The organism is Lentzea sp. NPDC059081, assembly GCF_042738015.1.
In the GTDB taxonomy this organism is placed as follows: Bacteria; Actinomycetota; Actinomycetes; order Mycobacteriales; family Pseudonocardiaceae; genus Lentzea.
In genome coordinates, this window is the sequence record NZ_JBHYGW010000019.1 from 132498 (window position 1) to 157333 (window position 24836).

Here is a 24836-nt window from a genome sequence, read left to right on the forward strand (position 1 = left end):
ATCGACTTGGTCACTAGAGAGCTGTCTTGTCCAGCTGATGGCTTGTGGGCGGCGATGGGTGGACGCGTAGCCGTTAGGCAGATCGGGTGCATGTGCGAAGCCGGTGCAATGTCGCAGCTACGAGAGCCGATCAACTGATGTTCATGGCTCAAGGGGTGGCGTGGGTGGAAGAACTATGACCAAGGGCGACAGGTCAGGCTGGACATACGGGCTTGGCGCTGTGGCGTGCGGGTCCGTGGCGGTCGTGCTGGGGCTGTGGCTGGTGCCGCAGGCGAAACTTGGCGAGGTAGACCCAGTGTCGGCGGTGGTGGCCCTGTTGGCGCTGGCGGCGGGTTTGTGGTCCGGACGCCAGGCGTTGCGGGTGACGCGGATGGCACCAGTGCCGGTGGCGGAGATGGCTGCCCGGTTGGCGGACGAAGTGCGGTCAAGGGAAGGTCGGGCTCGGACACAGCTGTTGGGGCAGAAGAACCGCACGATCGATGTCGACTTCGCGTTCCGCCCGGCTCCCGCCCACCCCACACAGCACGCCAGGGCGAAAGGCCAGCTCACGGAAGTAGTGGACTACTACCGGGATCTGCAGCCGCAACGTCTGGTGATCACCGGGGCTCCAGGAGCGGGCAAGACAGTGCTCGCGCTTGAGTTGCTACTGGGACTGCTGGAGAACCCCGACCCTGGGCAGCCGGTGCCGGTGCGGATTCCGGCCACCATCTGGGACACCAGTCACCCGCTAAGCGGCTGGCTCGTCCAGCACCTGGTGACTGCCTACCAACAGGACCTGCGCACCGCACAAGCCCTCGTCGACGCTGGCTTGATCCTTCCCGTCATCGACGGCCTCGACGAGGTGGATGCTGATGACACCCCCGGCCACACCTCTCGCGCCGCGGACGTGGTGCGGGCTCTGAACGCATACCAGCACGGGCGGCACGCGGCACCGCTGGTTCTGACCTGTCGCACCGGCCACTACCAAGCGCTCACCAAGGCCGAGGTGTGGACCCACGACGCAGCCCTGGTCACCATCGACGCGGTCGACTCCGCCAAGGCCCGGCAGTTCATCCAGTCACGGGTGGACAACCCTGCTCGGTGGCAGACGGTCCTGTCCACCATCGACGATCACCCCGGCGGTCCGCTCGCGGTGGGGCTGTCCACGCCGTGGCGGCTGTCGCTGGCCGCCACCGTCTACGAGCAGCGCAACTCCGACAACAGCTATAGCCGCAACCCCGCTGACCTGATCCGCGTGGCCGCTACCAGCAATCACGCTGTGCGCGAGCATCTGCTTACCCACTTCATCGCAGCTACCACTGCCGCGCACGCCACACAGTTCGACAAGCAGTCGCCCTACACCGCAGACCAGACCCTGCAGTGGCTCGGGGTCTTAGCTAGGTATCTGGACCACAACGCCACCACCGGACGTATCCTCGATGGCGTTCCTTTGTCTGGAACTGACCTCGTACTTCACCAATTGTGGCCGCTTGGCGGCGTCAATCGCGTTCGTGGCACTATTGTGTTGGCAACTGCCCTGATTTGGCTTATCGCGGCCCTTGTGTTGCTGAATTACTTTGGGATCGGATTCACTCCCACCCAAGTAGTCGGATTCGCCGTGCCTGCGGTTGGTATCTCCCTTATGACTTATCTTGCTTGGGCCAGAATTTGGCCTGAGCCGATTCATGTCAATGTGCGCCAACTCCGCACTTCAAAGGGAATTCGATCGTTTTTGTTGTCCCTTTTCTTTGGGGTCATATTTGGACTTGGGGTGGCTCTATTATTTGCGGTCACGAACACGATCGGAATCACGATCGGAATCACGATCGGTATTTTTATTGGGCTCAGTGACGTGGTCAAGAACCCGCATGAGCACAATGGGGTGTCTATGAGGTGGGATCCCCGAGAGATCGTCAAGAACGACCTCGTGGCTAGCGCGGCACTCGTGTTGGTATTCGTGTTCTCTTTCGTGCTCGTATTGCTGGATGAGCTCGCAGTGGGGCTCGCTTCCATTCTCGTGGTGGCGTTCGCGATCGGGATCACGATCGGGATCACGATCGGGCGGGTCGGCATTCGTTACGTAGCACTTCTCCTATGCACACGCGGGTGGTTCGGGGCACCGACACTGCCTTGGCGACTCGGACGATTTTTGCACTGGTGCTACCACGTCGGGCTGATCCGGCAGGCAGGCATCGGCTACCAGTTCCGCCACCGTGAACTCCAGGACCACCTGGCCCGCCACCCTCAACCAGCAGGGGCCAGTAGCTAACTCACCAAGTTGATCCAGGCCGCCACAACGAGCCTGTCCAGATTGTCGGCAGTCTCCAGAGGGGGCGTGCGTTACCGCGTACTTCAGCCAGTCGACGACGCCCTCCACTACGCCAGCGTCAGCGCGGTGAGGAGAGGTAGACGGCCAGCGCGGTTAACGACGGCCCGTCCGTGATCTGGCCGCTGGCGATCAGCTTCGGCAGGTCGCCGACGGGCAGCCACTCGACGCGGCTCGCTTCGGCCGCTTCGGGTTCGCCCTCGTGCCGGACGTCGGTGGCGAGGAAGACGCGATACCACTGGTCGCTGATGCCTGTCATGGGGCTGTAGCTGATCAACGGCGTGATCGTGGCCGCGTGGTAGCCGGTCTCCTCGCGGATCTCGCGAGCGACGGCGTCAGCGGGATCCTCGCCGTCGTCGGACCAGCCCGCCGGGATCTCCCACCCCCACACGCCGGTGGTGAAGCGGTTGCGCCACAGCAACAGGACCCGGTCGCCGTCGATGACGACCGCGCCTGTAGAGGCGCGGGGGAACCGCAGGACGTGGTGCTCGAAGCGTGGCCCGCCGGGGATCTCGACGTCGTCCAGGTCGACGTTCACCCAGGGCGACTCGTACGCCCGCCGGGTCCCGTGGACCGTCCATTCCGTCGGGTCAACGGGCACGGGTTGCCTCCAGCAGTCGGGCATCGAGTTTCAGTACGGCACGGGCTCCGGCAACGTGGTTCACGCTCGCACTGAGCGCTCGCGCACGAACGACGATCGGTTCGACCAGCGCGTTTCCCACCTGATCGAGCGCGGCGATGGCGACTTGACCGGCTTCCACCGGATCGCCCTCGACCAGGGCGCACTCCGCCAGGTCCAGCCCCAGCAGGGCGCGCCCCTTGACGTCCTCGGGTGCGCGTCGTTGCAGCGCACCGGTCAGCAGCGGCCGTGCCCGCGCGGTGTCGCGCAGCAGCAGGTATGTCGTCCCGGCGACTCCGTCGAGCCGGGGCAGGTCGAAGAACTCCGTCCCGCCCGGCGGCTCGGTGATCGCTTCGACGTGGCGGTAGGCGGCCTCCAGCGCGCGGGCACTGGTCACCGGATCTCCGTGTGCGGCTGCGGCACGAGCGCGCATCGCGCTCACCCACGCCCTCCGCCGAGGACCGGAGCCGGTGGCCTCGTGCTCGGCGCGCGCCAGGAGGGTCACCGCGGACCGGGTGTCGCCCGCCGCGAACGCGTCCACGGAGCGGGTGGCGAGCGCCCACGCGGCGAGGTCCGGGGACTCGGCTTCGCGTGCGGCGAGCTCGGCGACGTCGAAGTACGCGGCGGCCTGGTCACGCCGGCTGAAGTCGACCCACAGGCTCCCGGCGATTCCGGAGAGGACTCCCAGCAGGATGACGGCCTGACGGCGGACCCGCTGGGGTTGCGGGTGACCGAGAGCGTCGTTCAGCCGCGTGAGCAGACCGGAGACGGTGGGCCACAGTTCCTGCGGTGGTGTGGAGGGGTACCGCTCGGCCAGGCCGTAGACGGCCCGCGCCATGTGGTCGAGGGCGACGCCGTCGATGCTCGCGCGAGTCAGGGTGTCCGCGATCGTCCACGGCTCGGTCCTGGTGACCGGAGCCGGAGTGAGCGCTTGCCCGGCGGCGACCGCACCGGCCGGCCGGAAGCCGAGGTCGGCGTCTGTCTCCGCGCTCAGCACGCTGCGCAGAGCCGCGCGGTAGTGGGCACCCGGCCAGCGGACCGCGCCGCGTTCCCAGCGGCCGATGCTGTGTGCGTCGAGTTCGTAGCGCTCGGCGGTGGTGACCCACAACCACCGGTTGACGGCTTCGGCCAGCTCCCGGCGTGACATCGGCTCGCCGGGAGCCACGCGGGACGGGGTGCGTTCACGGGCGGCGCGCAGCAGATTGTTGGGCTCGGTCATGCGCCACCTCCCTCGGCCGGAACGCTTAAGAGACTAGCCGTGGTGCGCCGGAGACTCGTGGACCTGTTCTGTCCCGGGATGCCCCGCCCTGCCCTGGCTTCTGCCCTGCGGACGGGGTGGTGGACTGCCGAACCTTGAGGCATGGGAGCCGTTGTCATCCTCGGGTTGCTGGCAAGCGTGGCGGTGGGCACAGCGCTGTGGGTTGCACACCATGTCCGCCGCGAGGTGCTGCGCCGCCGTCAGGTCGAGCGCGTCCGCGCGGCGCTGGCCGGCCGAAGCACGGTGGCCGAGCTGCGCGAGCGTTGCGGCGCGGACTTGATGCCGCTGTTCCCGTCTCCGCGCCCGGCGGTTGGCGCCCCCGACCCGGCCGCTGGGCGCGGTTCCACCTCGGAGCGTGTGGCGTGACCGCGCTCGTGCCGGGCTCGCCGGAGGCCGCCGCCGTCGAGCTGTTCCCGGTGCTGAGGCCGTTGCTCGACTTGAAGGGTGGCGGGTGGACGTTCTTGCCGTATCAGGAGGGGCAGGCGTTCTTGGACGGTTTCCACCGCTGGCCGGGCGGGTGGGTCGACTCGATCCGCTTCCACGATGAGGGCGACGCGCTCGGCATCCGTGTCGATCGCGACGGCATGATCGTCTGGGAAGTTACGGACTCGTTGGCGGCAGTCGTGAACGAGCTGCTGTTGTTGCCGACGCCCGACGACCGGTTGGCGCCCAGACGGGCACGAGGTCGTGGTCCTCACCAGCGCTGATCAAGCGCGTCTAGGTTCCGCTGAGCCTCCTGCCTGGCCCGCTGCCTGATGTCGACCATCTTCGCAGGCACGGTGGGCCAGGACTCCGCGCCTGCGGACGAGCTGATGCCGACGACGACCGAGGTGGAGCCGCGAGCAATCTCTGCTTTGAAGGTTCTGACGGTTCCTCTGCTGACCTTCTCAAAACGCAGGACCGGAGCGAACTCCCGGTCCTTCACAACCGGGAAAAACCGGCCAACATCTTCGAGTTCCTCTCGCACGACGAATCCTGTGATGTCGGCATCGGGCAACAAGGTCAGCTCTACCTGGTCAAGAAACGCAGGACCCCTGAGGTACTTGAGGGTGAAGTCCTTAACGGCTCCCCAACCGTCACCGTCATCCCGACACCACTCAACCTCGAACTTGGGAGTGTCCAGCTCTCGCCGGTCTCCCTCTTCAAGATCCAACTGCTGACGCATCAGCGCAACCTGCTCACGCGCCGCTTCGGCCTGATCCTCAGCGGCCTTGGCACTGCGTTTCGCATGGCCGATAGCCGCTTCCGCCGCACGGGCTTGCCGCTTTGCCGAGTTGGCATTGCCGAGCGCGATGAACGCCGCGATCAGCGCGACCGCCACGGCAAACCAGGCGGCGGCGTCACCTGCTTCCACTCTTGCTCCTAGCTGTAGCGCACCGTCGACACACGGACTGGTGGAGCCAAAGTCACTGAGTGAACGCGGTCCCAGACCCGTGTGTTGTCGTGATCGTCGACACAGTGCAAGTAGACCTCGATCACGATTGGGGTTCTGCCCGTCGGTCCCTTGCCCACCTCGATGTCGAAGCTGGTGTTCCGAACGACCCGCTGGGCCTCGTACTCACCAGCCTGGATACCGCCCACGTCCTCGCCGTCCGTTTGGGGGACTGACGAGTCAGCAGTCCAACTGGGCGTCACGCGGACGACCGCTGGACCGGACAACATTGTGACCGTGACGGTCCTGCTGTTCCTCTTGCCTTTGCCTTCGACAACTGAGAACTCAGGACCGCTTCGCTCGTGACGTTCGACGTTCTCTGCGTTGAGGGCCTGGCGCATGATCTCGACCTGATCCACCGCTGCCTGTGCGGCGGCACGGGCCTCAGAGACTTGATCCATGGCTGCTTGGACCGCGTGACGTGCGTGGACTGCCTGTTCCTCGGCCGCGCCCGCTGCTCGCTCTGCGGACCCGAGCGACAGCATCGCTGCCGCGGCGGACTTCTCGGAAGCTGCACTCTGCTTCTTCGTCTCGTCCAGGGCTTTCTTTGCGGTGCCGGCTTGGTCCCGTGTCGCCTTGCGCGACTTCCGCGCCTCGTACGCCTGCCAGATGGCGATGCTCATCGCGACGAGTGCGACGACCGCAGCCCCGAGCGCGATCCAATCGCCCGCGTCGAACAGAGGCTTGGCGTTTTCCGGTCCCTGCATGGTCGTCCTTGTCTCGCCGAGCCAGCTCGGCGCATCTCCTGCGTTGGCGAACAGGGTACGGACGACCACCGACAATTTGAGAGCGCCGCGAACTCGGCGATACAGGCCGGGCTTTCGTCACGCTGTGTGCTTGCGGGCGAGCTTCGCGAAGCGTTGAACCGCGGCGGCTGCGACCTCAGTGGCCTGCTTCAGACGCTTCGGCGCGGTGTCGAGGTTGTGCTCACCATCGTCCGGCTCTTGTAGCAAGGCGAACATCGCGTCGTCCGCGTCCCGGAGCTTGTCCGCCTCGTCCGCAAGCGCGTCGGGTCCGTGGAGCCGGAGCATCGCCACGGCCTTGCGCAGGTCGTCGCGGGCGGCGTTGTAGGTGGTGATGTATTCGGTCTCCTGGTCACCGGAGACCCTGAATCCCGCTGCCCTGTGCCGGTATGCGGCATTCAACTGAAGTCCGATGTGCTGGGCGTCCGAGGCGGCCTGGATGACCTTGGCGGCTTGCTCGGCTCGCTGCTGACGGTTGCGTGCCTTCGCGGCGAACAGGGTCTTCAGCGGCTCCAGCGCGACGCCGACCGCGAGGCCGGTCAGTGTGAACAAGCCTGTCACCACGTTGCTCCACATGCGTGCATGGTGGCACGACGCTGTGCTTTCGGCTCGGCTCTCAACTGCCCATGGAACGTCGGCGACGAGCAACGAACCGCCGGATCCGTGGCGGACGCTTGACCGCTACTACGGGAGCTCCTAGGTGGCGGGTCGCCGCGTGCTCCAGCCGACGGAGTGTCTTGTCTGCTGCGCTGGTTGGTGAGGTTGCCGCCTCCAAGCGCTTGTCCTTGTCCGGTTCATTGGTGACGTACAACTTCTCAGACTCAAACAGCAGCGGATTGCCCAGCTTGGTCAGCTCACGGAGGTGAACCGCCACATCCTCAACGTCGACGATGATGCGTGCAGTGGTCAGCGCGCGCTGAAACGCCGTGTAGTCATCGACGTAGGAGAACTTCTTGTGGTTAACGAGAAATTCGACGTCCTGGTTATCCCCCGATAGGGCGATAGTGGAGCGCAACAGACCGAGGCTGTACGACCACTGGCGTCCTAGGTGCAGTACGTCCACGACGGCTTGGCGCTGGTCGATCCGATGCTTGTCACGCCACTCCTCGGCCGTGCGGGAGGCGGTGCCGCGCTGCGTGATCCAGACACCGCCGAGCCCCGCGAGCAGCGTGCAGACGCCGGTGATGATGTTCGGCCAGATCGACATGCTGTCAGACCACCCGCTCTGGAGCGCCGTCGTTGACCCGCCTCCATCGTTGTCCGTTGCTGTCAGTGAAGCTGAACGCGATGTCGTACTTCGCGAAGCTCCAGCTGTCTCCCACCATGGAGTAGCCATCGGACAGCCTCATGCAGAGTTGGACCCTGGCTCCTGGTGAGATGGCTTGCAGGTAGCCGGGTGCCAACTGCACCTTTTCGTCGATCTGCCAACGCCATGCGCCGCCGGTAGCGATCACCGACTCCACGTCGAGGTCAAGGATGGTCTCGCTGGCGTGGTTGGCGATAAACACCCAGAGAACCCCGCCTGTGAGATCAGCATGTGCCCGCACTCTTCCAGCCTCGGTGATGGCCTTCGCGTCTTGATCTGCGCGTTCACGTTCGTACTTCTCGCGTTCGAAGTCGTTGGCTTTCCGTGCCTCGTCCGCGCTCGCCTCCGCTGCCTCGGCGCTCCGCTTGGCCTGGTCGACGCTGGCCTCAGCAACCCTCACCTGGGCCTCGGCGGCCTCACGCGCTTTCTGTGCCTCGGCCGCCTGCTTGAGTGCCGCCCCCGCCTGCGTCTTGGCCGAGTTCGCGTTGCTCATCGCGATGACCGCCGCGATGATCGCGATCCCGGCCGCGAACCAGGCTGCAACGTCTCCGACTTCCACTCCTGCTCCTTGCCTCACCGAGCTGACTCGGTGCACTTCTGCGTTGGCGAGCAGGCTACGGCCGTGCACCGACAGTTCGAGCGCATCGCGAACGCGGCGGTTGCCGGCCGACATGGCGCAGCAAGATCGTCGCAGCTCATGCGCTTGGTGGCGGGGTTAATCAGCAGCTTCTGCACCCATTCGGGCGTATGGTCTGCCGATGCCTGAACGCGTCGAAGCCGAACGCGTCGAGGAGCTGTGGAGCACCCTCGACGAGCTGCTGATGATCTGGGACGACCGTCCGGAGAAGACGGCGGTCAGTCGCGGACGGCAGATGGAGCTTCCGCGCCTGGCAGTCGTGTTGGGGCTCGCGTCCCACACCCACCGCTTGGCGCGGGCAGCCGTTCACTTGCACAAGGCGGGCATGGACTTGGAGGCGATGCCTCTGGTCAGAGGAACACTGGAGCACGGGCTGACTGCCCAGTGGATGCTGCACAACGACGCAGAGGCCTTGGCGGGTTTCGTCAACGCGCAGCAGCGTCGGCGTCGAGCCATGGGCGAGGCCATGTTGGGGGTCGGCTGGGGTGAGGTGGACGAGGTCACCGAGATCATCGAGAAGTCCGTGGTGGTTCCGTCGACCGGTGATGCTCCCGCCAAGAACTTCGAGCAGCTCTGCGAGGACTTCGCCCCGTTGGGCTCCAGCCTGTACCTGGTCTATCGCTCGCTGTCCGGCTACACCCACGCCGGACACCACATCGTGGACTCATACCTGATTCCTGGTGACACGATCAGCATCCGCATCGACCCCGAGAAGCCACTGCCGGTGGCCGCCTGGTTGTGGACGTTGTGCGCCGGGTGCATGTGGGCCTCACGGGCTGCGGACATGCTCGACCGAGACCGTCCCCACCGCCAGGCGCTCCGCCGCATCGCACGCGTCCTTCGAACGCCCGGCACCCTCGACCTCCACCCCAACGCATGGCTGCGGAGTCGAGGCGTCACCAAGAAGAAGATGAAGCAGAAGGGCACCTCTCCCTGATCTGGCGATACCGCCGCTGGTGGCGTGCCGACGAGCCCGTTCGGCCGTTGCCGATCCTCGTGTAACGCGCTGGCCGGTCACTGGAGTGCTGGCCTGTGGGCACCGTCGCGAGCCGGTCAGCACGGAAGCCGCGGCACCCTCTCTGCGCAGCTCAGAGCCGCTGTCAGGTCCGCACAAACACGCAAGCGGGGTCCGCACACCATGTGCGGACCCCGCTCGCCCCGTGTGCGGACCTCCTAGCCGCCGTACACCTCCACCACGGCCTCCCGGATCGCGTCCAGGTCAGTGACGCTGATCGCGTGGACCGAGCCGCCGACCCGCTGCCGGGCGGGCGTCGGCGCGGGCACCTTGGCCCGGCGCAGCTCCTCGCCGAGCCGCTTCACGTCCCACCCGACGCGGTCCGCCAGCTCGGCCGTCGCGATCACCCCGTGCTCGTGCTCCCTGATCACCTCGACGAGCAGCGCGAGCACCTCCGGCAGCTCGACGACCTCCGCGTCCACGGGCTCGTTCTCGTCGCGCGTGACGGTGACCTCGTCCGCCAAGCGCGCGGCCATCTCCACGTCCATCTCGGACAGCTCGCGCTGCCCGGCCGCGTCGCCGGTGAGCGTCCCGGCCTGCTCGCGCAGCGCCCGGCCGCGCTCGCAGGCCTGCCGGATCTCGCGGATGTGGAGCAGGTGCGTGCGCACGGTCGTGGCCGTGCCCGCGTCCAGCTCCGTCTCCCCGTCCGCGCCGAGCAGCAGTCCCATGCCCTTGTGACTGGTGAGCAGCCGCGAGGCGTCCATGCCCGCCTTGTAGGTGCCCGCGCCGAGGATCGTCTCCGACGCTTGGTACGTCATGACCTTCAGCGCGAAGCGGGTGCCGAGCTGCCCGCGCAGCCCGTCGGGGATCACCTTGGCGTCGGGCTTCTGCGTGGCGAGCACGAGCGAGTACCCGGCGGCGGGGCCGGTCTTCGCGATGTAGGTCAGCAGCTCGCAGATGCGCGTGCCGATCTTCTTGCCCTTGGGCTCGTCCTCGTCGAGCGGCAGCTCCATCCCCAAGAAGTTCTGGACCTCGTCGATGCCGATGACCGTGAGCGGCATGCCGTGCGCGGGGTCGCGCGTGATCTCCGGCGTCACCTTCGACTCGGGGCACAGCTCGTCGTCCATCTCCGAGAGCCGGTCGAACCGGTCGGCGACATCGGCCGCGCACTCCTCCAGCACGCGGATGAGTCGACGCGCGTCGCTCTCCCGCGCGCCCCGGATGAACCGGTGCGCCACCTGCTCGAACGGCCGGAAGTCCTTGCCGCCCTTGCCGTCGGCGATGATGACTCGCACGTGCGGGTCCAGCGCGGCGGCGGTGAGCGGCAGGCGCGCGACGAACGTCTTGCCCTGGCGCGGGATTGCGCCGATCAGCAGCGACGTCCACACCACCGGCAGGCGCACGTCCGTGCCCCGGGCCGTGGTCCCGAACGGCACGGGCTGCCACAGGTCCCAGGACGGGGCCGTGCCGAGTGGGCTCGCGATCGGGGCCGCCGCGTACGGGTCCGCGTCGCCGACCCAGAGCGCGAGCCGTCCGGCGTGGCCCTCGTCGCCGCGCACGCGCTCGACGATCAGCCGCACTTCGTCCACCGCGAGCGCGGACGCGAGCGACTCGCGCTTGCTGATCACGTCGGAGGCTTTGCGCGACGGCGGCAGGTCGATCGTCAGTGCCCAGCCGGTGCCGTCGTGCCGGGGCGCCTTGACCAGCATCAGGCGCTCGTCCTTGCCGATCAGCTTCGCGTCGCGGAACGCGACCACGAGGTGGTCGCCGTTCATCAGCCACGCCAGCGACCGCGAGCCGAGCTGCGTGGAGCGGCCACCGGCACCATCCTTGCGTCGGCCGGCCACGGCCAGCGCGGTGGAGACCGCGCCGCCGGTGACGATCAGTGGCAGGGACCCGGCGGTCAGCTCGGTGATCAGGCCACCGAGCGCGGTCGCGCCGCTGGCCGCGAGGGTGATCACGCCACGTCGGCGCCGGATCACCGCGATCTCCTGCCACCGGTCGGCGAGCTTCTCCGCCGCCTTGGACGCGTCGTAGAAGTCGGTGACCCGCACCCAGGCCCACCAGGCACGTGCGGAGACCGCCATGCCTCGGCCGACAGCGGCCGGGAACTGCACGGGTGCCAGGACGGCACGACCCGCCAGGTCGGCCCCGGCCTGCCGCGCGGACTCTCGGGTCTGCCACTGGGCGGGGAGCCGCGAGACAGCCGACTCCGCGAGCTGCCGGGCCCTGGACTGGCGGTACTCCTCGTCGGTGAGCAGCTCCGCGTCCAGCACCGGCCCGGCGGGCTCGACCTCGGCGGCCGGAGTCGGGGGGACCGGCTCCGGCACGTCGGTGGTCGCGCTCGGGAACGGGATGACCTCGCCGCCCATGTCGGTGTCCTTCCTCGGCGCGCTCACGCGGCACCTCCGCGCAGGGCGTCGCGGACCTCACGGGCGGCGTCGGTGCCGCAGCCGAGCGCCTCGCGGAGCCGGGTCGCGGACGGGTCGGCGGGGAGCGCGCCGGAGGCGATCATCTGCCGGGCACGGGCCGCCAGTAGGGCGGTCGGACGGGCGGTAGGGGCGTCCTGCGCGGTGTCCTCGACGGGGACGTTTCCGCTGTACTTTCCGGCAGTAGGGCCAGCAGTAGGGCCTACCGACAGGCCGTGGTCGAGGTCCGCGAACGCCGACCAGATCACCGGCAGTACGGTCACCGCGCCGACCGCCACGAGCGGCCCTACCGCGTGCGCCAGTAGGGCCATCGGCTCGAACTTCTCGGCCACACCCGGCAGGTGGTGCCACACGTTCAGCGTGAGCGTCACGACGAGCGCGGCGGCCTCCACGACCGTGAGGTGCCGGTGCCGCAGCACCATGCCGCGTGCCGCGAGGTAGGCCTTCGCGCCGACCACGACGAGCAGCACGGCGGACACGACCGGCTCCACGAGCCACGCGCCCCACCACGCGGCGTCCCGCTCGACCATGCCGCGCGTCAGCGTCCCGTGCGCGCCGGTCGTGGACCAGGCGAGCGCCCCGACGAGTGCCGTCAGCGCCACGGCGGTGAGGACCAGGCGCACGCGGGCGGCCTGCCAGGCACGAGCGGCCGGATCCTGCGCCAGCGCGTGCAGACGGGCGGCCTCGGCGGCGCGCTTGCGGGAGCGGCGGACGCGGTCGCTGTCGACCAGTAGGGGCGCGGCGTCGGCCTGGAGGTCGAGCAGGGCGTGCGCCTCGGCGACCTCGGCACGCAGCTCGCGGACGCGCTTCGACTCCGCGGACTGGATGGGCGCCACAGGCGTGGCCGGGGCCTGGTCGGCCACGAACTTCTCCAGCTCCGCCACGGCGTGCTCCACCTCGTCGTCGCTGGGCTCGGGCATCGGGGTCGTGTTCATCGGCCACTCCCGACCTGTGCGGCCAGCTCGGCGGCCGTGACCAGCAGCGCGGCCAACTCGGCAGCACGCTTGGCGGTCATCAGGCCCGGCTCGGCGTTCTTGGCGTCGTTGACCCGACGGACGTCGACCGCCGCCACGGACGGCACGAAGACGATCGACTCCTCGCCCAGGCCCGCGTGCAGGCGCTGCACCACACGCACGACGAGGTGATCAGTGCCGTCCGCGAGCAGCGGGACACGGCCGATCTCGGCGATGTGGGCGAGCAGCTCCCCGGCACGGTCGAGGTTGATGGTGCGCTCTGCCCACTCCGGCGTCTTCGGGTGGACAGCGGGGATCAGGTGCGCGGCACGCTGGGAGATCATCGGGACACCGCCGGGGAGCAGTTGGGGCACGGAGTGGACCGGGTGCGGTCGTCGTCGAGCCAGATCACGCGGGCCGAGACCGGGTCGCTGGGGCGTGCGTCGCACGAGCCGCACACGGGCGGAAGCGCCGGGCGCCCCGTGGGCGCGCTCGGCGGGTTCTTCTTTTCGTTCTTCGTGAAAACAGTTCTTCTTATGCTTGCGTGTGAGCCGTAACCGGTTGACCCGGAAACGGTCCGACCTGCGGGTTCGGCCTGTTTCGGCTGCTCGGAGCCGTTGCCGGGTGAACCGTTTACGGCTGAGCCGGAAGCGGTCGCACGCTGCACGACCTCGGGCGCGACCTCCTCCAGCGTCACCCGCAGGGCCTCGGCGTCGGCGGAGTACGCCCACACGAAACCGGCCGCGTGGCCGCGCTCGTTACGGCGTGGCCAGCGGTAGAGGTAGCCGCAGCGCTCCAGCTCGTGCACGGCCGACTCCAGGGCCTCGCGGCCCTCGTACGGCTTGCCGGGTTCCTTCGCCGGGGTGAGATCGCGCAGCCGCTGCACGCTGGTGGTCCAGTCGTCGGGCAGGGAGAGCAGGTAACACAGCAGGCCACACGGAACGTCAGGCGCTGGTCGCGCAGCACGCGGTGGGGGATCGACTCCCAGCGTTCACCGCGGACGTGCCACATGCGGGCCATCGAGGGGGTAGCGCTCACCGGAGCACCACCGGGGAACTGTTGTAGGGCAGGATGTTGCGCACGGCGCGGACCTCCAGTGTCCGTGTCGAGGTCCTGCCAAGGTGTTCGCGCACCTGGCGGGGCCGCCTACTAAAACTTCAGTAGCCCCGGATGTCTGGACCTCCCGCAGTACACCGAGAAGCGCGTCGACGTGTTGGCCCAGCGTGCTTTCCAGGCGTTCCACGAGTGGATGCCGATCGACCAGACCCGCGCCGTGGACGGTCGCGTGCACCGCAAGTTCTCCTACGGCCGCAACGTCGAGATCTTCGTGCTCGACATGCGCACCTACAAGGACAAGAACACCTCCCCGAAGGACCAGCCGGGCGTGATTCTCGGTGCCCGGCAAGCGAAGTGGCTCGTGGACGGCCTGAGCCGCAGCACCGCCACGTGGAAGATCATCGCGGCGGACCTGCCCATCGGCTTGACCGTACCGGACGGCACCGACATCGAAGGCGTGGCGAACGGCCTGCCCGGCGCTCCCAACGGCCGTGAGCACGAGATCGCGTGGGTGCTCAGGGAGCTCAAGAAGCGCAAGGTCAAGAACACCGTGTGGCTCACCGCCGACGTCCACTACACCGCCGCGCACCACTACTCGCCCGACCGCGCGGCCGTCGGCGACTTCGACCCGTTCTGGGAGTTCGTGTCCGGCCCGCTGCACTCCGGCGCGTTCGGCCCGAACACGCTCGACCCGACCTTCGGCCCCCAGGCCGTGTTCGTGCACGCTCCGCCCGCCGCCAACACCAGCCCGCTCGACGGGTTCCAGCACTTCGGCGAGGTCGAGGCGAGCCGGCACGAGCTCACGGTCTGGCTGCGCGACGCGACCGGCGCCTCGCTCTGGTCCAAAACGCTCAGGGCGGCCTGACCGCCGACGTAGTGTCGGTGCGTGCCCATCTCGTTCGACGCCACCGGTTTCCGCCAGCTCGACCGGTTCCTCTGGCAGCACCCGAGTGGTGACCAGGCGGTCCTGACCTACTACGACCAGGTGCCCGACCTGCCCGCCGGGCTGGTCGACCTGCCCAAGCTCCGGCACGACCTCGCGCTCTTCCACGGCGAGACCGGCTGCCTGATCGAGGCGCACGTCGTCCAGCTCGACGGGGTCCCGGCGCTGCTGCGGATCATCAAGGTGCCGCTGCCGGACCGGCCGAACGGGCAGGCCTTCGTCTGCTCCTTCACGATCCCCAAGACGAGCTGCAGCGCCGTGCTGCAGCTCGGCGCGCTCGAACGCGGCATGACGGGCGCGCGGGAGGCCGTGCTGGCGGCCGAGATCGGGTTGGAGAACTGGGTCCAGCCGCACCCGTACGCGCCCGAACTGCAGGGCGTCCTGCCGTTCCACTCCGGCGACCACCCGCAGTACGACGCGAGGTTCCCCGATCACCCGTTGTCGCGCGTGCGGGCGTGGGCGCACCACGTCGTCCGCACGGCACGGGTCGACCCGCCGTTCGCCGCGCTCCCACCGTTCCAGGTCCAGTCGAAGGCACCGGTCGAACCCGGCCAGACGCTGGTCACGGCCCTGCCCAGCCTGCCCGTCAAGGACTTCGTCGGCCTGCTGATCGGCGACGAGACGACGTACTGGCGCACGACCGACCCGAAGCTGAAGGAGATGCTCGGCCGCGGCCTGATGGGCCGGTCACCGCTCGCGGACACCCGGTTCCGCGACATGCTCATGATCGACGTCGAGACCGGCGAAGCGATGATCCCGGACCGCTTCACCACCGATGGCAACGTGACCGCGCACGGCACGCGCCTGGAGCAGGTCAGCCTCCAGGAAGCGGACGCCGAGCTGTCCGACGACGACGTCGTCACCGCGTTCAAGTGGGCGGGGCGCATGGCGGGCGTGGCGGCGGAACGCGGCGAGCACCTCTCCCTGGAGCCGATCGAGCACCAGGACGAGCAACGGGACCCGCACGTCCTGCTCGCCGTCCAGCCGCACGAGGGCCAGCACGTCGTCATCGCCCAGTTCTCCCCGCCGCCGAGCGAGGGACCGCTGGCCGGCTCGCCGAGCCGCAGCGCCCCGGCGACGACCGAGTCCGTCGAGGGCATCGGGGTCGTGGCGGGCATGGCGGTCAACGAATGGCGCACCCACCCGCTCCGTCTGGCGATCACCTACCGACGTCCGGCAGGCTGACCGCAAACATTTGCAAGGCCCGACGTATTGTTTCCCGGTGTTTGTCGTGGTTTCGTGCAGCAACCCTGCAAGAAGTTGCGACAAGGAGGTCGCGATGCGTCGGGTCGTCGCCGCGCTCGCTGCACTGGTTCTGCTCCCCCTCACACCGGTCCAGGCCGTTGCCGCTCCACCGCAACGCCTGGCCGTCGGCGAGGTGGTGGACATCGCGCCCGGTGTGCGCGACGGGGACGCGAGGCTCGCCTTGCCGCCCAAGCGCGACGACCTGCGAGGTGAGCGCTTCTACTTCGTCATGCCCGACCGGTTCGCGAACGGCGACACGTCCAACGACCGGGGTCGCAGCAACGCCGCCGAGAACGGCTTCAACCCCGCCGACAAGGGCTTCTACCACGGCGGCGACCTCAAGGGCCTGCGCCAGAAGCTCGACTACCTCGACGGCATGGGCATCACGGCGATCTGGATGACGCCGATGTTCCTGAACCGCTGGGTGCAGGGAGACCCTGGAAAAGACCAGTCGGCCGGCTACCACGGCTACTGGACCGTCGACTTCACCAAGCTCGACCCGCACTTCGGCACCACGCAGGAGATGCGCGACCTGATCCGCGACGCGCACCGCCGCGGTATCAAGGTCTTCTTCGACATCGTCGCGAACCACACCGCCGACGTCATCAAGTACGCCGAGGGCAAGAACTCCTACGTCAGCACCGGCGCGCAGCCGTACCTGGACGCGGACGGCAAGCCGTTCAACCTCGCCGACTACGCGGGCAAATCCACGTTCCCGAAGCTCGACGCGAAGAAGTCCTTCCCGTACACGCCGATCAAGGACGGCCCGACGAAGTTTCCGTTGTGGCTCAACGACTCCACGCTCTACCACAACCGCGGCGACTCGACGTTCTCCGGCGAGTCGAGCGAGCAGGGCGACTTCTCCGGCCTCGACGACCTGATGACCGAACACCCGCGCGTGGTCAACGGCATGAAAGACATCTTCACCAGCTGGATCGACACGCTCGACATCGACGGCTATCGCGTCGACACCGTCAAGCACGTCAACATCGAGTTCTGGCAGGCCCTCGCGCCGCACGTGAAGCAGTACGCGAACCGCAAGGGCAAGAAGGACTTCTTCGTCTTCGGCGAGGTCTTCGACTCCTCCGCCGAGAACACCTCGAAGTACACGACCACCGGCAAGATGCAGGCCACCCTGGACTTCCCGTTCCAGAGCAGCGCGCAGGCCTTCCTGTCCGGCAAGGGGTCCCAGCGCCTGGGCGAGGTGCTGCTCGACGACGACCGCTACACCGACGCCGACTCCAACGCCTCGTCGCTGCCCACGTTCCTCGGCAACCACGACATGGGCCGCATCGCGTGGATGATCCGCAACGACCGCCCCGGCATGTCGGACGCCGAGCTGCTCGAACGCCTCAAGCTCGGCAACCAGCTGATGTACCTGTGGCGCGGCAACCCGGTCGTCTACTACGGCGACGAGCAGGGCTTCGCGGGCACTGGCGGCGACAAGCTCGCACGTCAGGACATGTTCGCGTCCAAGACGCCGGAGTACATGGCGGAGAAACTGGTCGGCTCCGACCGCACGGGTGCCGTGGACAACTTCACCACCTCCCACCCGCTGTACCAGCAGCTCAAGGCACTGGCCGCCCAGGTCGACAAGGACCCGGTGTGGCGGGACGGCAACCAGGTCCTGAGGTACGCCGACGGCGACGTGTTCGCGTTCAGCCGCATCCTCGGCCGTGAGCACCTCGTCGTCGCAAACGCCGGCACGTCGCCCGCGACCGTCACGGTGCCCGTGTCCTCCGCGGGCTTCGAGAACGCGCAGGTCCAGAACGGTCGCGTCACGGTGACCGTGCCCGCGCTGTCGTCGGTGGTGCTCAAGGGAACCAGCGACGTCGCCAAGTCGAAGCCCGCCCCGACCCTGGTCGCTCCGGCCGCCGGAACGGTGCTGGACAAGCGGGTCGAGCTCCGCGCGGACGGCATCAGCGCGCCCAACGCGGCCGCCACGTTCGCCGCTCGCGTCGAGGGCACCCGCGACTGGACCGTGCTCGGCACCGACGACGCCGCTCCCTACCGCGTCTTCGCCGACCTGTCGGCGCTTCCCGGCGCGGCGGTCGGCAAGCGCGTCGAACTGCGCGTGGTCGCGAAGTCGGGCGAGATCGGTGCGGACGGCGCGTTCGTGTCGCTCGTCGCCGCGCCGCCGGTCCAGGACCCCGGCACGAAGAACCCGGACTGGCTGGTCGTGCACTACGCCCGCGACAACTATGACGGCTGGGGCCTGCACGCATGGGGCGATGTCGAGACGCCGACCGAGTGGGGCGCGCCGGCGCCGTTCGCGGGTGAGGACGCCTACGGGCGCTTCGCCTGGGCGAAGCTGAAGCCGGGCGCCAAGTCCGTCGGGCTCATCGCGCACAAGGGCGACGAGAAGGACACCTCGGTCGACCGGTTCGTCGACCCGAGCGTGACGCCGGAGATCTGGCTGAAGCAGGGCGACGCCACCGTCCACCCGTCGGAGCAGGCGGCCACGGGCAAGGCGGTCGTGCACTACGTCGGTGACGCCACGGGAGCCGTCGTGCGCGTTGCCGGACGGACTGACGTGCCGTTCACGGGTGGTGTCGCGGAACTGCCTCCCACCACCGACTTCTCGGTCGTGCGCGGCACGACCGTCGAGGCTTCCGGCAAGTTCACCAGCGGCCACGCGTGGGTCGCCGGTGGCAAGGTGCACGCCTCGAAGGCCGCCGCCGAGAACCGTGCGGTGATCCACTACAACCGCGCCGACGGCGACTACACCGACTGGACGATGTACCACTGGACGGGTTCCGCGGAGCCGTCGCCGGGCTGGACCCAGTCACGGGTTCCGGACGGCCGCGACCAGTTCGGCGTCTACTGGTCGGTGCCGCTCGCGGCCGGTGCGGCGGGCCTGAGCTACCTCCTCCACCGCGGCGACACGAAGGACCCCGGTCCCGACCAGTTCCTCGACCTGGGTCAGAAGGGGAACGAGGTGTGGCAGCTGCAGGGGAACGAGACCTACCTGCTGCCGCCGAACGCCGGTCCGGCCGCCGATGACGACCTGACCAAGGCCAAGGCGATCTGGATCTCGAAGGACAAGGTCGTCTGGGACGTCCCGTCCGTGCAGTCCGACGGCTACCGGCTCGAGTACGGCTCCAAGGTGCTGCGGCTCTCACCGACGACCGAGGCCGTTCCGGCGCAGTTCCCGCACCTCAAGGGGCTGCCGGTGTTCGCCGTGCGCGGGTTCGTCGACGAGGCTTTGCGGGACAAGTTGTCCGCCGTGCACGTTGACGCGGGCGGCGCGATCCGGCACCGCACGAGCGTGCAGATCGCGGGCGTGCTCGACGACCGCTATGCCACCGCGGCCACGAAACTGACGTTCGGGCCGACGTTCGACCGCGACCGCGCGTCGATCCGGCTGTGGGCACCGACCGCGACGAACGTGAAGCTGCGGCTGTTCGACGAGCCCTCCGGCGAACCGAAGAAGATCGTGCAGCTCCAGCGCGACGCCGCCTCGGGCTCGTGGTCCGGCGAGGGCAACTGGAAGAACAGGTACTACCAGTTCGAGGTCACCAACTGGGAGCGCACGGTCGTCGTCACCGACCCGTATTCCGTGGCGCTGTCGGTGAACTCGACGCACTCGCAGTTCGCGGACCTCAAGGACGCCAAGTCGATGCCGTCCGGGTGGCAGAAGGACGTCGCGAAGGGCATGGGCGGCGCGATCACCGAACTGCACGTGCGCGACTTCTCGATCAACGACCAGTCCGTCCCGGCAGCGGATCGCGGCACGTACAAGGCGTTCACGCACCGCGACTCGGTCGGCATGCAGCACCTCAAGACGCTGGCCGCGGCCGGTATGGACACCGTGCACCTGCTGCCGACGTTCGACATCGCCACGATCCCCGAGAAGCGCTCCGACCAGGCCACGTCCGCGTGCGACCTGAAGTCGCTGCCCGCCGACTCCGACCAGCAGCAGGCCTGTGTGGGCGCGGCCGCGGGGAAGGACGGCTTCAACTGGGGTTACGACCCGTTCCACTACGACGTTCCCGAGGGCTCTTACGCCACGGCGGACGCGCAGAACGGCTGGGCGCGCTCGAAGCAGCACCGCGAGATGGTGAAGTCGTTGCATGACAACGGCAACCGCGTGGTGGTGGACGTCGTCTACAACCACACGGCGGCCTCCGGCGACGCACCGACGTCCGTGCTCGACAAGGTCGTGCCCGGCTACTACCAGCGGCTCAACCTCGACGGTTCGGTCGCGAACTCCACGTGCTGCGCGAACACCGCGACCGAGAACGCCATGATGGGCAAGCTCGTCGTCGACTCGGTCGTCCGCTGGGCCCGCAACTACAAGGTCGACGGGTTCCGGTTCGACCTGATGGGCCACCACCCGAAGGCGAACATCCTCGCGGTGCGGGCGGCGCTGGACGCGTTGACCGTCGAACGTGACGGTGTCGACGGGCGCAAGATCGGCGTCTACGGCGAGGGCTGGGACTTCGGCGAGGTCGCCGGCAACGCCCGGTTCGAGCAGGCCACCCAGGCGAACCTGGCGGGCACGGGCATCGGCACGTTCAGCGACCGGCTCCGCGATGCCGTGCGCGGTGGCGGCCCGTTCGACGACGACCCGCGCGTGCAGGGTCTCGGTTCCGGTCTGGCCGGGGACGTGAACTCCTCGCCCGCGAACGGTGACGTGGCCGCACGGCTGGAGAACTACAGCGACCTCGTGAAGCTCGGCATGGCCGGCAACATGGCGTCGTACCAGTTCCGTTCGACCGCGGGACCGGTGGTGTCCGGCCGGGACGTGAAGTACAACGGGTCGGCGGCCGGGTACACCGGGCAGCCGTTGGAGGCGGTCACGTACGTCGACGCGCACGACAACGAGACGTTGTTCGACGCGTTGACGTACAAGCTGAAGCCCGAGACTTCCGCCGCCGACCGCGTGAAGATGCAGACGGTGGCGCTGGCACCGGTGCTGCTGGGGCAGGGGCGGCCGTTCGTGCACGCGGGCACCGAGTTCCTGCGCTCGAAGTCGTTGGACCGCAACAGCTACGACTCGGGTGACTGGTTCAACTCCTACGACCCGTCGTTGCGCGACAACGGTTTCGGCCGCGGTCTGCCGCCCAAGGCCGACAACGAGTCGAAGTGGCCGTACGCGAAGCCGTTGCTGGCGGGGCCGAAGCCGTCCTCCGCCGACATGAAGGCGTCGTTGGACGCGACCCTGGAACTGCTGCGGATCAGGCAGTCGTCGCCGCTGTTCTCGCTCGGGTCGGCGGACCTGGTCCAGCAGAAGGTGTCATTCCCGGCCGCCGAGTCCGGCGTGATCGTCATGCACGTCGACGACACGGTTGGGCCCGACGTCGACAGCAAGCGGCGCGGAGTGGTCGTGGTGATCAACCCGTACCCGACGGACCAGGCCGTCACGCTGCCCGCAGGCGACTGGAAGCCGCTGACCAGGGAGAAGAAGCCCGGTGCGGCACGGTCGGTGGTCGTGCTGGAGCGATAGTTCCGCTGAGAAATAGTTTGGTTCTGGATTAGTTTGCTACCGTGAGGTCATGGGCACGACGGGGTGTACTGACCTGATGATGCTGCTGCATCGGACGGGGCACGCGCTGGAGACCGAGCTGACGGCGAGGCTCGCGGAGATCGGACTGACTCCGCGAGCCCGCTGCGTTCTCTCCAGCGCCTTGGACGCGGACCTGACGCAGACCGAGATCGCCGACAGGGTCAGCATCGACAAGACGACCATGGTCGTGACGATGGACGTGCTCGAGTCCGCCGGGTACGCCGAGCGCAAGCCGTCGCCGACGGACCGCCGTGCGCGCGTCGTCGTGGTGACCGATCTGGGGCGCGAGATCGTGGCGAAGGCCGACGACCTGTACTCCGACGTCGTCGGGAGCGTGCTGGGCTCGCTGCCGGACGACGAGCGCACCGGCATGGTCAACGGCCTGACGAGGCTGGTGGAAGGCCGGCTGAGCACCCCGATGCCGTGCGAGAAGCCCCCGCGCAAGCGTGCTCTGCGTCATGCGATTGGGTAGAAGATAGTCCCGTACAAAACTATCTGTTACGGTTCCTCTCATGACATCAGGGGGATCGAAGACCGACGCGCGCTGGCTCGCGCTGATCGTGCTGTGCGCGGGGATGTTGATGATCGTGCTGGACCAGACGATCGTGAACGTCGCGCTGCCCGCGATCGAGGAGGACCTCAAGTTCGGCCAGGCCGGGCTGGCCTGGGTCGTGAACGCGTACCTGATCGCCTACGGCGGTCTGCTGCTGCTCGCGGGTCGCCTCGGTGACCTGATCGGGCACAAGAGGGTGTTCCTGATCGGCCTCGGCGTCTTCACGGTGGCGTCGCTGCTGTGCGGGCTGTCGTTCAGCGCCGAGATGCTGATCGTGTCCCGGTTCGTGCAGGGTGCGGGCGGTGCGCTGGCCACGTCCGTGACGCTGGGCATGGTCGTGACGATGTTCCCGGAGCCGAACGAGCAGAGGCGCGCTATCGGCGTGTTCAGCTTCGTGGCCGCCGCCGGTGCCTCGTTGGGGTTGTTGCTGGGCGGCGTGCTCACCGACGCCATGTCGTGGCACTGGATCTTCTTCGTGAACATCCCGATCGGCCTGGTCGCCGCGGTCGCCGCCGTGCGCCTGGTGCCGGACTCGGAGGGCCTGGGCCTGCGCGAGGGTGCTGACGTGCTCGGCGCGGTCCTGATCGTGGCCGCGGTGATGCTCGGGGTGTACACGATCGTGAAGGCCGAGCACTACGGCTTCGGCTCCCTGCACACGCTGGGCCTGGGCTTCGCGGCACTCGCACTGCTGGCCGGGTTCGTGCTTCGCCAACGGACCGCCGCCAAGCCGTTGCTGCCGCTGCGGGTGTTCCGCTCCCGCAACGTGACCGGCGCGAACCTCGTGCAGATCTCGATGGTGGCCGGCATGTTCGGCCTGTTCTTCCTCGGCACGCTCTACATGCAGCTCGTGCTGCAGTACACGCCGCTGCAGATCGGCCTGGCGTTCATGCCGGTGGCCGGCGCGATCGCGGTGTTCTCGGTGTCGCTGTCCGCGCGCCTGAACTCGCGGTTCGGCGAGCGCACCATGCTGATCGTCGGCCTGCTGTTCATGCTGACCGGCATGGTCGTGTTCGCCCAGGTCCCGGTCGACGGCTCGTACGTCGCCCACATCCTGCCCGCGGTGGCACCGCTCGGGATCGGCCTCGGGTTGTCGTTCCCGGCCCTGATGTCGCTGGCCATGTCAGGCGCCTCGCACGACGAGGCCGGGCTCGCCTCCGGGCTGGTCAACACGACCGCGCAGGTGGGTGGCGCTCTCGGCCTCGCCGTCCTGGCCACCACCTCGACCACGTACACGTCGTCGTTGCTGGCCTCGGGGGTGGGCCGGCTGGAGGCGTTGACCTCCGGGTTCCACCTGGCGTTCTGGATCTCCGCGGTGCTGGTGGCGGTGGCACTGGGGCTGGCGGTGTTCGTGCTGCGGCAGGTCGCCGTCGACCGCGAGGCCCAGCCGGTGCTCGTGCACTAGTGGTCCTTGAGCTCCTCGCGCTTCAGGACCTCCTCGGTGCGCAGGATCGCGAACTCGCGGTCCTGCGCTTTGAGGACCTTCAGGAAGCCGGGACTGGTCTCGAAGACGTAGACCTCGTCCTTGTCGTTGATGCGTTCCTTGGGAACCCACGGCGTGCTGACGACGGCGGCGACGGTGAGCGCCGTCCCCGCGAGGATCCAGGCGAACCACCTGAGCAGCCACCGCGCGTTGTGGATGGCCAGCACCATCACCGTGCCGATCGCCACTGCCCCCGGCGCGAGCCACCAGCGGTGGTAGGTCAGCGTGTGGGACACCATCAGCGCCGCGAGCACGATCAACGCCAGCAGCGGCGTCGCGTGGGCGTTGTCCGGTTCTTTCCGGGTGCGGATGAAGTAGAAGAACGTCACCGGGGTGACGATCATCAGCAGGACCGTGCTGATGCGGTCGTCGGCCATGAAGGTGCCGAGGAACAGGCCAGGTGCGTCGTCCAGTTCGAGGGTGTGTAGCAGCGCGAACGCCGTGTGCCAGTCGTAGTGGGACACCGCGAGGAGTCTGAGCAGGACGAAGAGGACTGCTGCGCCGGTCAGTGCGGATCCGGTGTGCTTTGCGCTCACGCTGCGCACTATGTCAGCTGTGGTGTTCGCTACCCTGTCCGCACATCCCGTACCTGTTCTTCGAGGAGTCGTACCGTCGTGTCCGAGCGCACCCTGGTTCTCGTTAAGCCCGATGGCGTTGAGCGTGGTCTCGTTGGCGAGGTGATCGCCCGCATCGAGCGCAAGGGCCTGAAGCTCGCCGCCCTGGAGCTGCGGACGGCGGACCGCGCCACCGCCGAGCAGCACTACGCGGAGCACGACGGCAAGTCGTTCTACGCCGACCTGGTCGACTTCATCACCGGTGGGCCGTTGGTCGCCATCGTGGTGGAGGGTGTGCGCGCCATCCCGGCTTTCCGTCAGCTCGCCGGTGGGACCGACCCCGTCGAGAAGGCGACGCCGGGCACGATTCGCGGGGACTTCGGGACCGAGGTCCAGTTCAACCTGGTGCACGGGTCGGACTCGGCCGAGTCGGCTGAGCGCGAGATCAAGATCTGGTTCCCGAACCTCTGAGTTTTCGATCTTGTCAGACCCCCTGGGTAATGTCGGGTTGATCAGGGGGTCTCGTTTCGGGGGGACGCCTGCGTCAGCATGCGTCCCCCTGTTTTGTTGGCGGGTTTTCGCTGTTCGGCGGGCCTTTGTCGCGTTCCCCTGTTGCGTTCCCCTGTTGCGGGCGGCGGGTTCTGTTGCGTGCTTCCCCTCAGGGGCTCTGCCCCCGAACCCCCGGCAATCTGATCGGGGGCCCAGCGCCACCGGCAGGTTGATGGCACGCCTGTTTGTGTTGGGCGGCTGCCTGTTTCGTTCGTGGTTGCGTTGCGGTGGGGTCCCGTCACGAGCCGCACCAAGAGCTGGCCACACGCGAAGAGGGGTGTCAAGCGGGCGAAAAGCGTGCCCGCTTGAC

General features: G+C 68.1%; 21 protein-coding genes and 1 pseudogene. 10 read left to right on the forward strand and 12 right to left on the reverse strand.

Going from position 1 to position 24836, the window contains the following annotated elements; translation table 11 throughout:
* Positions 1 to 235 precede the first annotated feature (235 nt).
* Positions 236 to 2248 (forward strand): NACHT domain-containing protein, encoded by a 2013-nt coding sequence (locus tag ACFWV3_RS32710; protein WP_382416975.1) that lies wholly within the window; start codon positions 236 to 238, stop codon positions 2246 to 2248.
* Positions 2249 to 2366: 118 nt separating this feature from the next.
* Here ACFWV3_RS32710 and ACFWV3_RS32715 read toward each other — a convergent pair whose 3' ends face one another.
* Both ACFWV3_RS32715 and ACFWV3_RS32720 read right to left on the reverse strand, forming a co-directional pair.
* Entirely contained in the window at positions 2367 to 2906 is a 540-nt protein-coding gene (locus ACFWV3_RS32715; RefSeq protein WP_382416977.1) for an NUDIX domain-containing protein, read from the reverse strand.
* Positions 2896 to 4143, reverse strand: a complete 1248-nt coding sequence (locus ACFWV3_RS32720; RefSeq protein ID WP_382416979.1) for a hypothetical protein — start codon at positions 4141 to 4143, stop codon at positions 2896 to 2898. Before ACFWV3_RS32720 ends, ACFWV3_RS32715 begins: the two co-directional genes overlap by 11 nt.
* 141 nt (positions 4144 to 4284) lie before the next feature.
* Between ACFWV3_RS32720 and ACFWV3_RS32725 the strand changes: the two genes are divergently transcribed.
* Together ACFWV3_RS32725 and ACFWV3_RS32730 are read left to right on the forward strand one after the other, a co-directional pair.
* Complete coding sequence (locus ACFWV3_RS32725; protein ID WP_382416981.1) at positions 4285 to 4548, forward strand: hypothetical protein; 264 nt, start codon at positions 4285 to 4287, stop codon at positions 4546 to 4548.
* Positions 4545 to 4889 (forward strand): hypothetical protein, encoded by a 345-nt coding sequence (locus ACFWV3_RS32730; protein WP_382416983.1) that lies wholly within the window; start codon positions 4545 to 4547, stop codon positions 4887 to 4889. Before ACFWV3_RS32725 ends, ACFWV3_RS32730 begins: the two co-directional genes overlap by 4 nt.
* On the opposite strand, the gene ACFWV3_RS32735 is transcribed toward ACFWV3_RS32730, so the two are convergent.
* From ACFWV3_RS32735 to ACFWV3_RS32755, 5 genes are read right to left on the reverse strand one after another with little or no spacing between them, the layout of a single operon-like run.
* Positions 4877 to 5536 carry a hypothetical protein gene (locus tag ACFWV3_RS32735; protein WP_382416985.1) on the reverse strand — a complete coding sequence of 220 codons (660 nt, stop codon included), beginning with the start codon at positions 5534 to 5536 and terminating at the stop codon, positions 4877 to 4879. The two genes, ACFWV3_RS32730 and ACFWV3_RS32735, sit on opposite strands and share 13 nt — an antisense overlap.
* Before the next feature lie 8 nt (positions 5537 to 5544).
* On the reverse strand, positions 5545 to 6390 hold the full coding sequence (locus ACFWV3_RS32740) for a hypothetical protein (RefSeq protein WP_382416987.1): 846 nt from the start codon (positions 6388 to 6390) through the stop codon (positions 5545 to 5547).
* A 48-nt stretch (positions 6391 to 6438) separates the two neighbouring features.
* The gene (locus tag ACFWV3_RS32745) at positions 6439 to 6933 is read right to left on the reverse strand and encodes a hypothetical protein (RefSeq protein WP_382416988.1); all 495 of its coding nucleotides are present in this window, start codon (positions 6931 to 6933) and stop codon (positions 6439 to 6441) included.
* A 40-nt stretch (positions 6934 to 6973) separates the two neighbouring features.
* Complete coding sequence (locus tag ACFWV3_RS32750) at positions 6974 to 7564, reverse strand: hypothetical protein (protein ID WP_382416990.1); 591 nt, start codon at positions 7562 to 7564, stop codon at positions 6974 to 6976.
* A 4-nt stretch (positions 7565 to 7568) separates the two neighbouring features.
* Positions 7569 to 8222 (reverse strand): hypothetical protein, encoded by a 654-nt coding sequence (locus ACFWV3_RS32755; RefSeq protein WP_382416991.1) that lies wholly within the window; start codon positions 8220 to 8222, stop codon positions 7569 to 7571.
* Between the two features lie 199 nt (positions 8223 to 8421).
* Between ACFWV3_RS32755 and ACFWV3_RS32760 the strand changes: the two genes are divergently transcribed.
* Entirely contained in the window at positions 8422 to 9237 is an 816-nt protein-coding gene (locus ACFWV3_RS32760) for a DUF5677 domain-containing protein (protein ID WP_382416993.1), read from the forward strand.
* A 236-nt stretch (positions 9238 to 9473) separates the two neighbouring features.
* On the opposite strand, the gene ACFWV3_RS32765 is transcribed toward ACFWV3_RS32760, so the two are convergent.
* From ACFWV3_RS32765 to ACFWV3_RS32780, 4 genes are read right to left on the reverse strand one after another with little or no spacing between them, the layout of a single operon-like run.
* Entirely contained in the window at positions 9474 to 11654 is a 2181-nt protein-coding gene (locus ACFWV3_RS32765; RefSeq protein ID WP_382416995.1) for a cell division protein FtsK, read from the reverse strand.
* A complete protein-coding gene (locus ACFWV3_RS32770) occupies positions 11651 to 12619 on the reverse strand; it encodes a hypothetical protein (RefSeq protein WP_382416997.1) in 969 nt (322 codons plus the stop codon). Before ACFWV3_RS32770 ends, ACFWV3_RS32765 begins: the two co-directional genes overlap by 4 nt.
* Positions 12616 to 12981 (reverse strand): hypothetical protein, encoded by a 366-nt coding sequence (locus tag ACFWV3_RS32775; RefSeq protein WP_382416999.1) that lies wholly within the window; start codon positions 12979 to 12981, stop codon positions 12616 to 12618. The genes ACFWV3_RS32770 and ACFWV3_RS32775 overlap by 4 nt, the downstream gene beginning before the upstream one ends.
* On the reverse strand, positions 12978 to 13523 hold the full coding sequence (locus ACFWV3_RS32780) for a hypothetical protein (protein WP_382417001.1): 546 nt from the start codon (positions 13521 to 13523) through the stop codon (positions 12978 to 12980). The genes ACFWV3_RS32775 and ACFWV3_RS32780 overlap by 4 nt, the downstream gene beginning before the upstream one ends.
* A gap of 288 nt (positions 13524 to 13811) precedes the next feature.
* Here ACFWV3_RS32780 and ACFWV3_RS32785 point away from each other — a divergent pair.
* From ACFWV3_RS32785 to ACFWV3_RS32805, 5 genes and pseudogenes are all read left to right on the forward strand, one after another.
* Positions 13812 to 14558: pseudogene (locus tag ACFWV3_RS32785) on the forward strand (alkaline phosphatase D family protein); the annotation flags it as partial.
* A gap of 21 nt (positions 14559 to 14579) precedes the next feature.
* Positions 14580 to 15821, forward strand: a complete 1242-nt coding sequence (locus tag ACFWV3_RS32790; protein WP_382417003.1) for a hypothetical protein — start codon at positions 14580 to 14582, stop codon at positions 15819 to 15821.
* Positions 15822 to 15915: 94 nt separating this feature from the next.
* Entirely contained in the window at positions 15916 to 21330 is a 5415-nt protein-coding gene (gene pulA / locus ACFWV3_RS32795) for a pullulanase-type alpha-1,6-glucosidase (protein ID WP_382417005.1), read from the forward strand.
* A 49-nt stretch (positions 21331 to 21379) separates the two neighbouring features.
* Positions 21380 to 21862, forward strand: coding sequence for a MarR family winged helix-turn-helix transcriptional regulator (locus ACFWV3_RS32800; protein WP_382417007.1), 483 nt, complete (start codon positions 21380 to 21382; stop codon positions 21860 to 21862).
* Positions 21863 to 21902: 40 nt separating this feature from the next.
* Positions 21903 to 23345, forward strand: a complete 1443-nt coding sequence (locus tag ACFWV3_RS32805; RefSeq protein WP_382417009.1) for an MFS transporter — start codon at positions 21903 to 21905, stop codon at positions 23343 to 23345.
* Here ACFWV3_RS32805 and ACFWV3_RS32810 read toward each other — a convergent pair.
* On the reverse strand, positions 23342 to 23959 hold the full coding sequence (locus ACFWV3_RS32810; RefSeq protein ID WP_382417010.1) for a hypothetical protein: 618 nt from the start codon (positions 23957 to 23959) through the stop codon (positions 23342 to 23344). The genes ACFWV3_RS32805 and ACFWV3_RS32810 overlap by 4 nt on opposite strands.
* A 78-nt stretch (positions 23960 to 24037) precedes the next feature.
* Between ACFWV3_RS32810 and ndk the strand changes: the two genes are divergently transcribed.
* A complete protein-coding gene (ndk, locus tag ACFWV3_RS32815) occupies positions 24038 to 24448 on the forward strand; it encodes a nucleoside-diphosphate kinase (RefSeq protein ID WP_382417012.1) in 411 nt (136 codons plus the stop codon).
* Positions 24449 to 24836 lie beyond the last annotated feature (388 nt).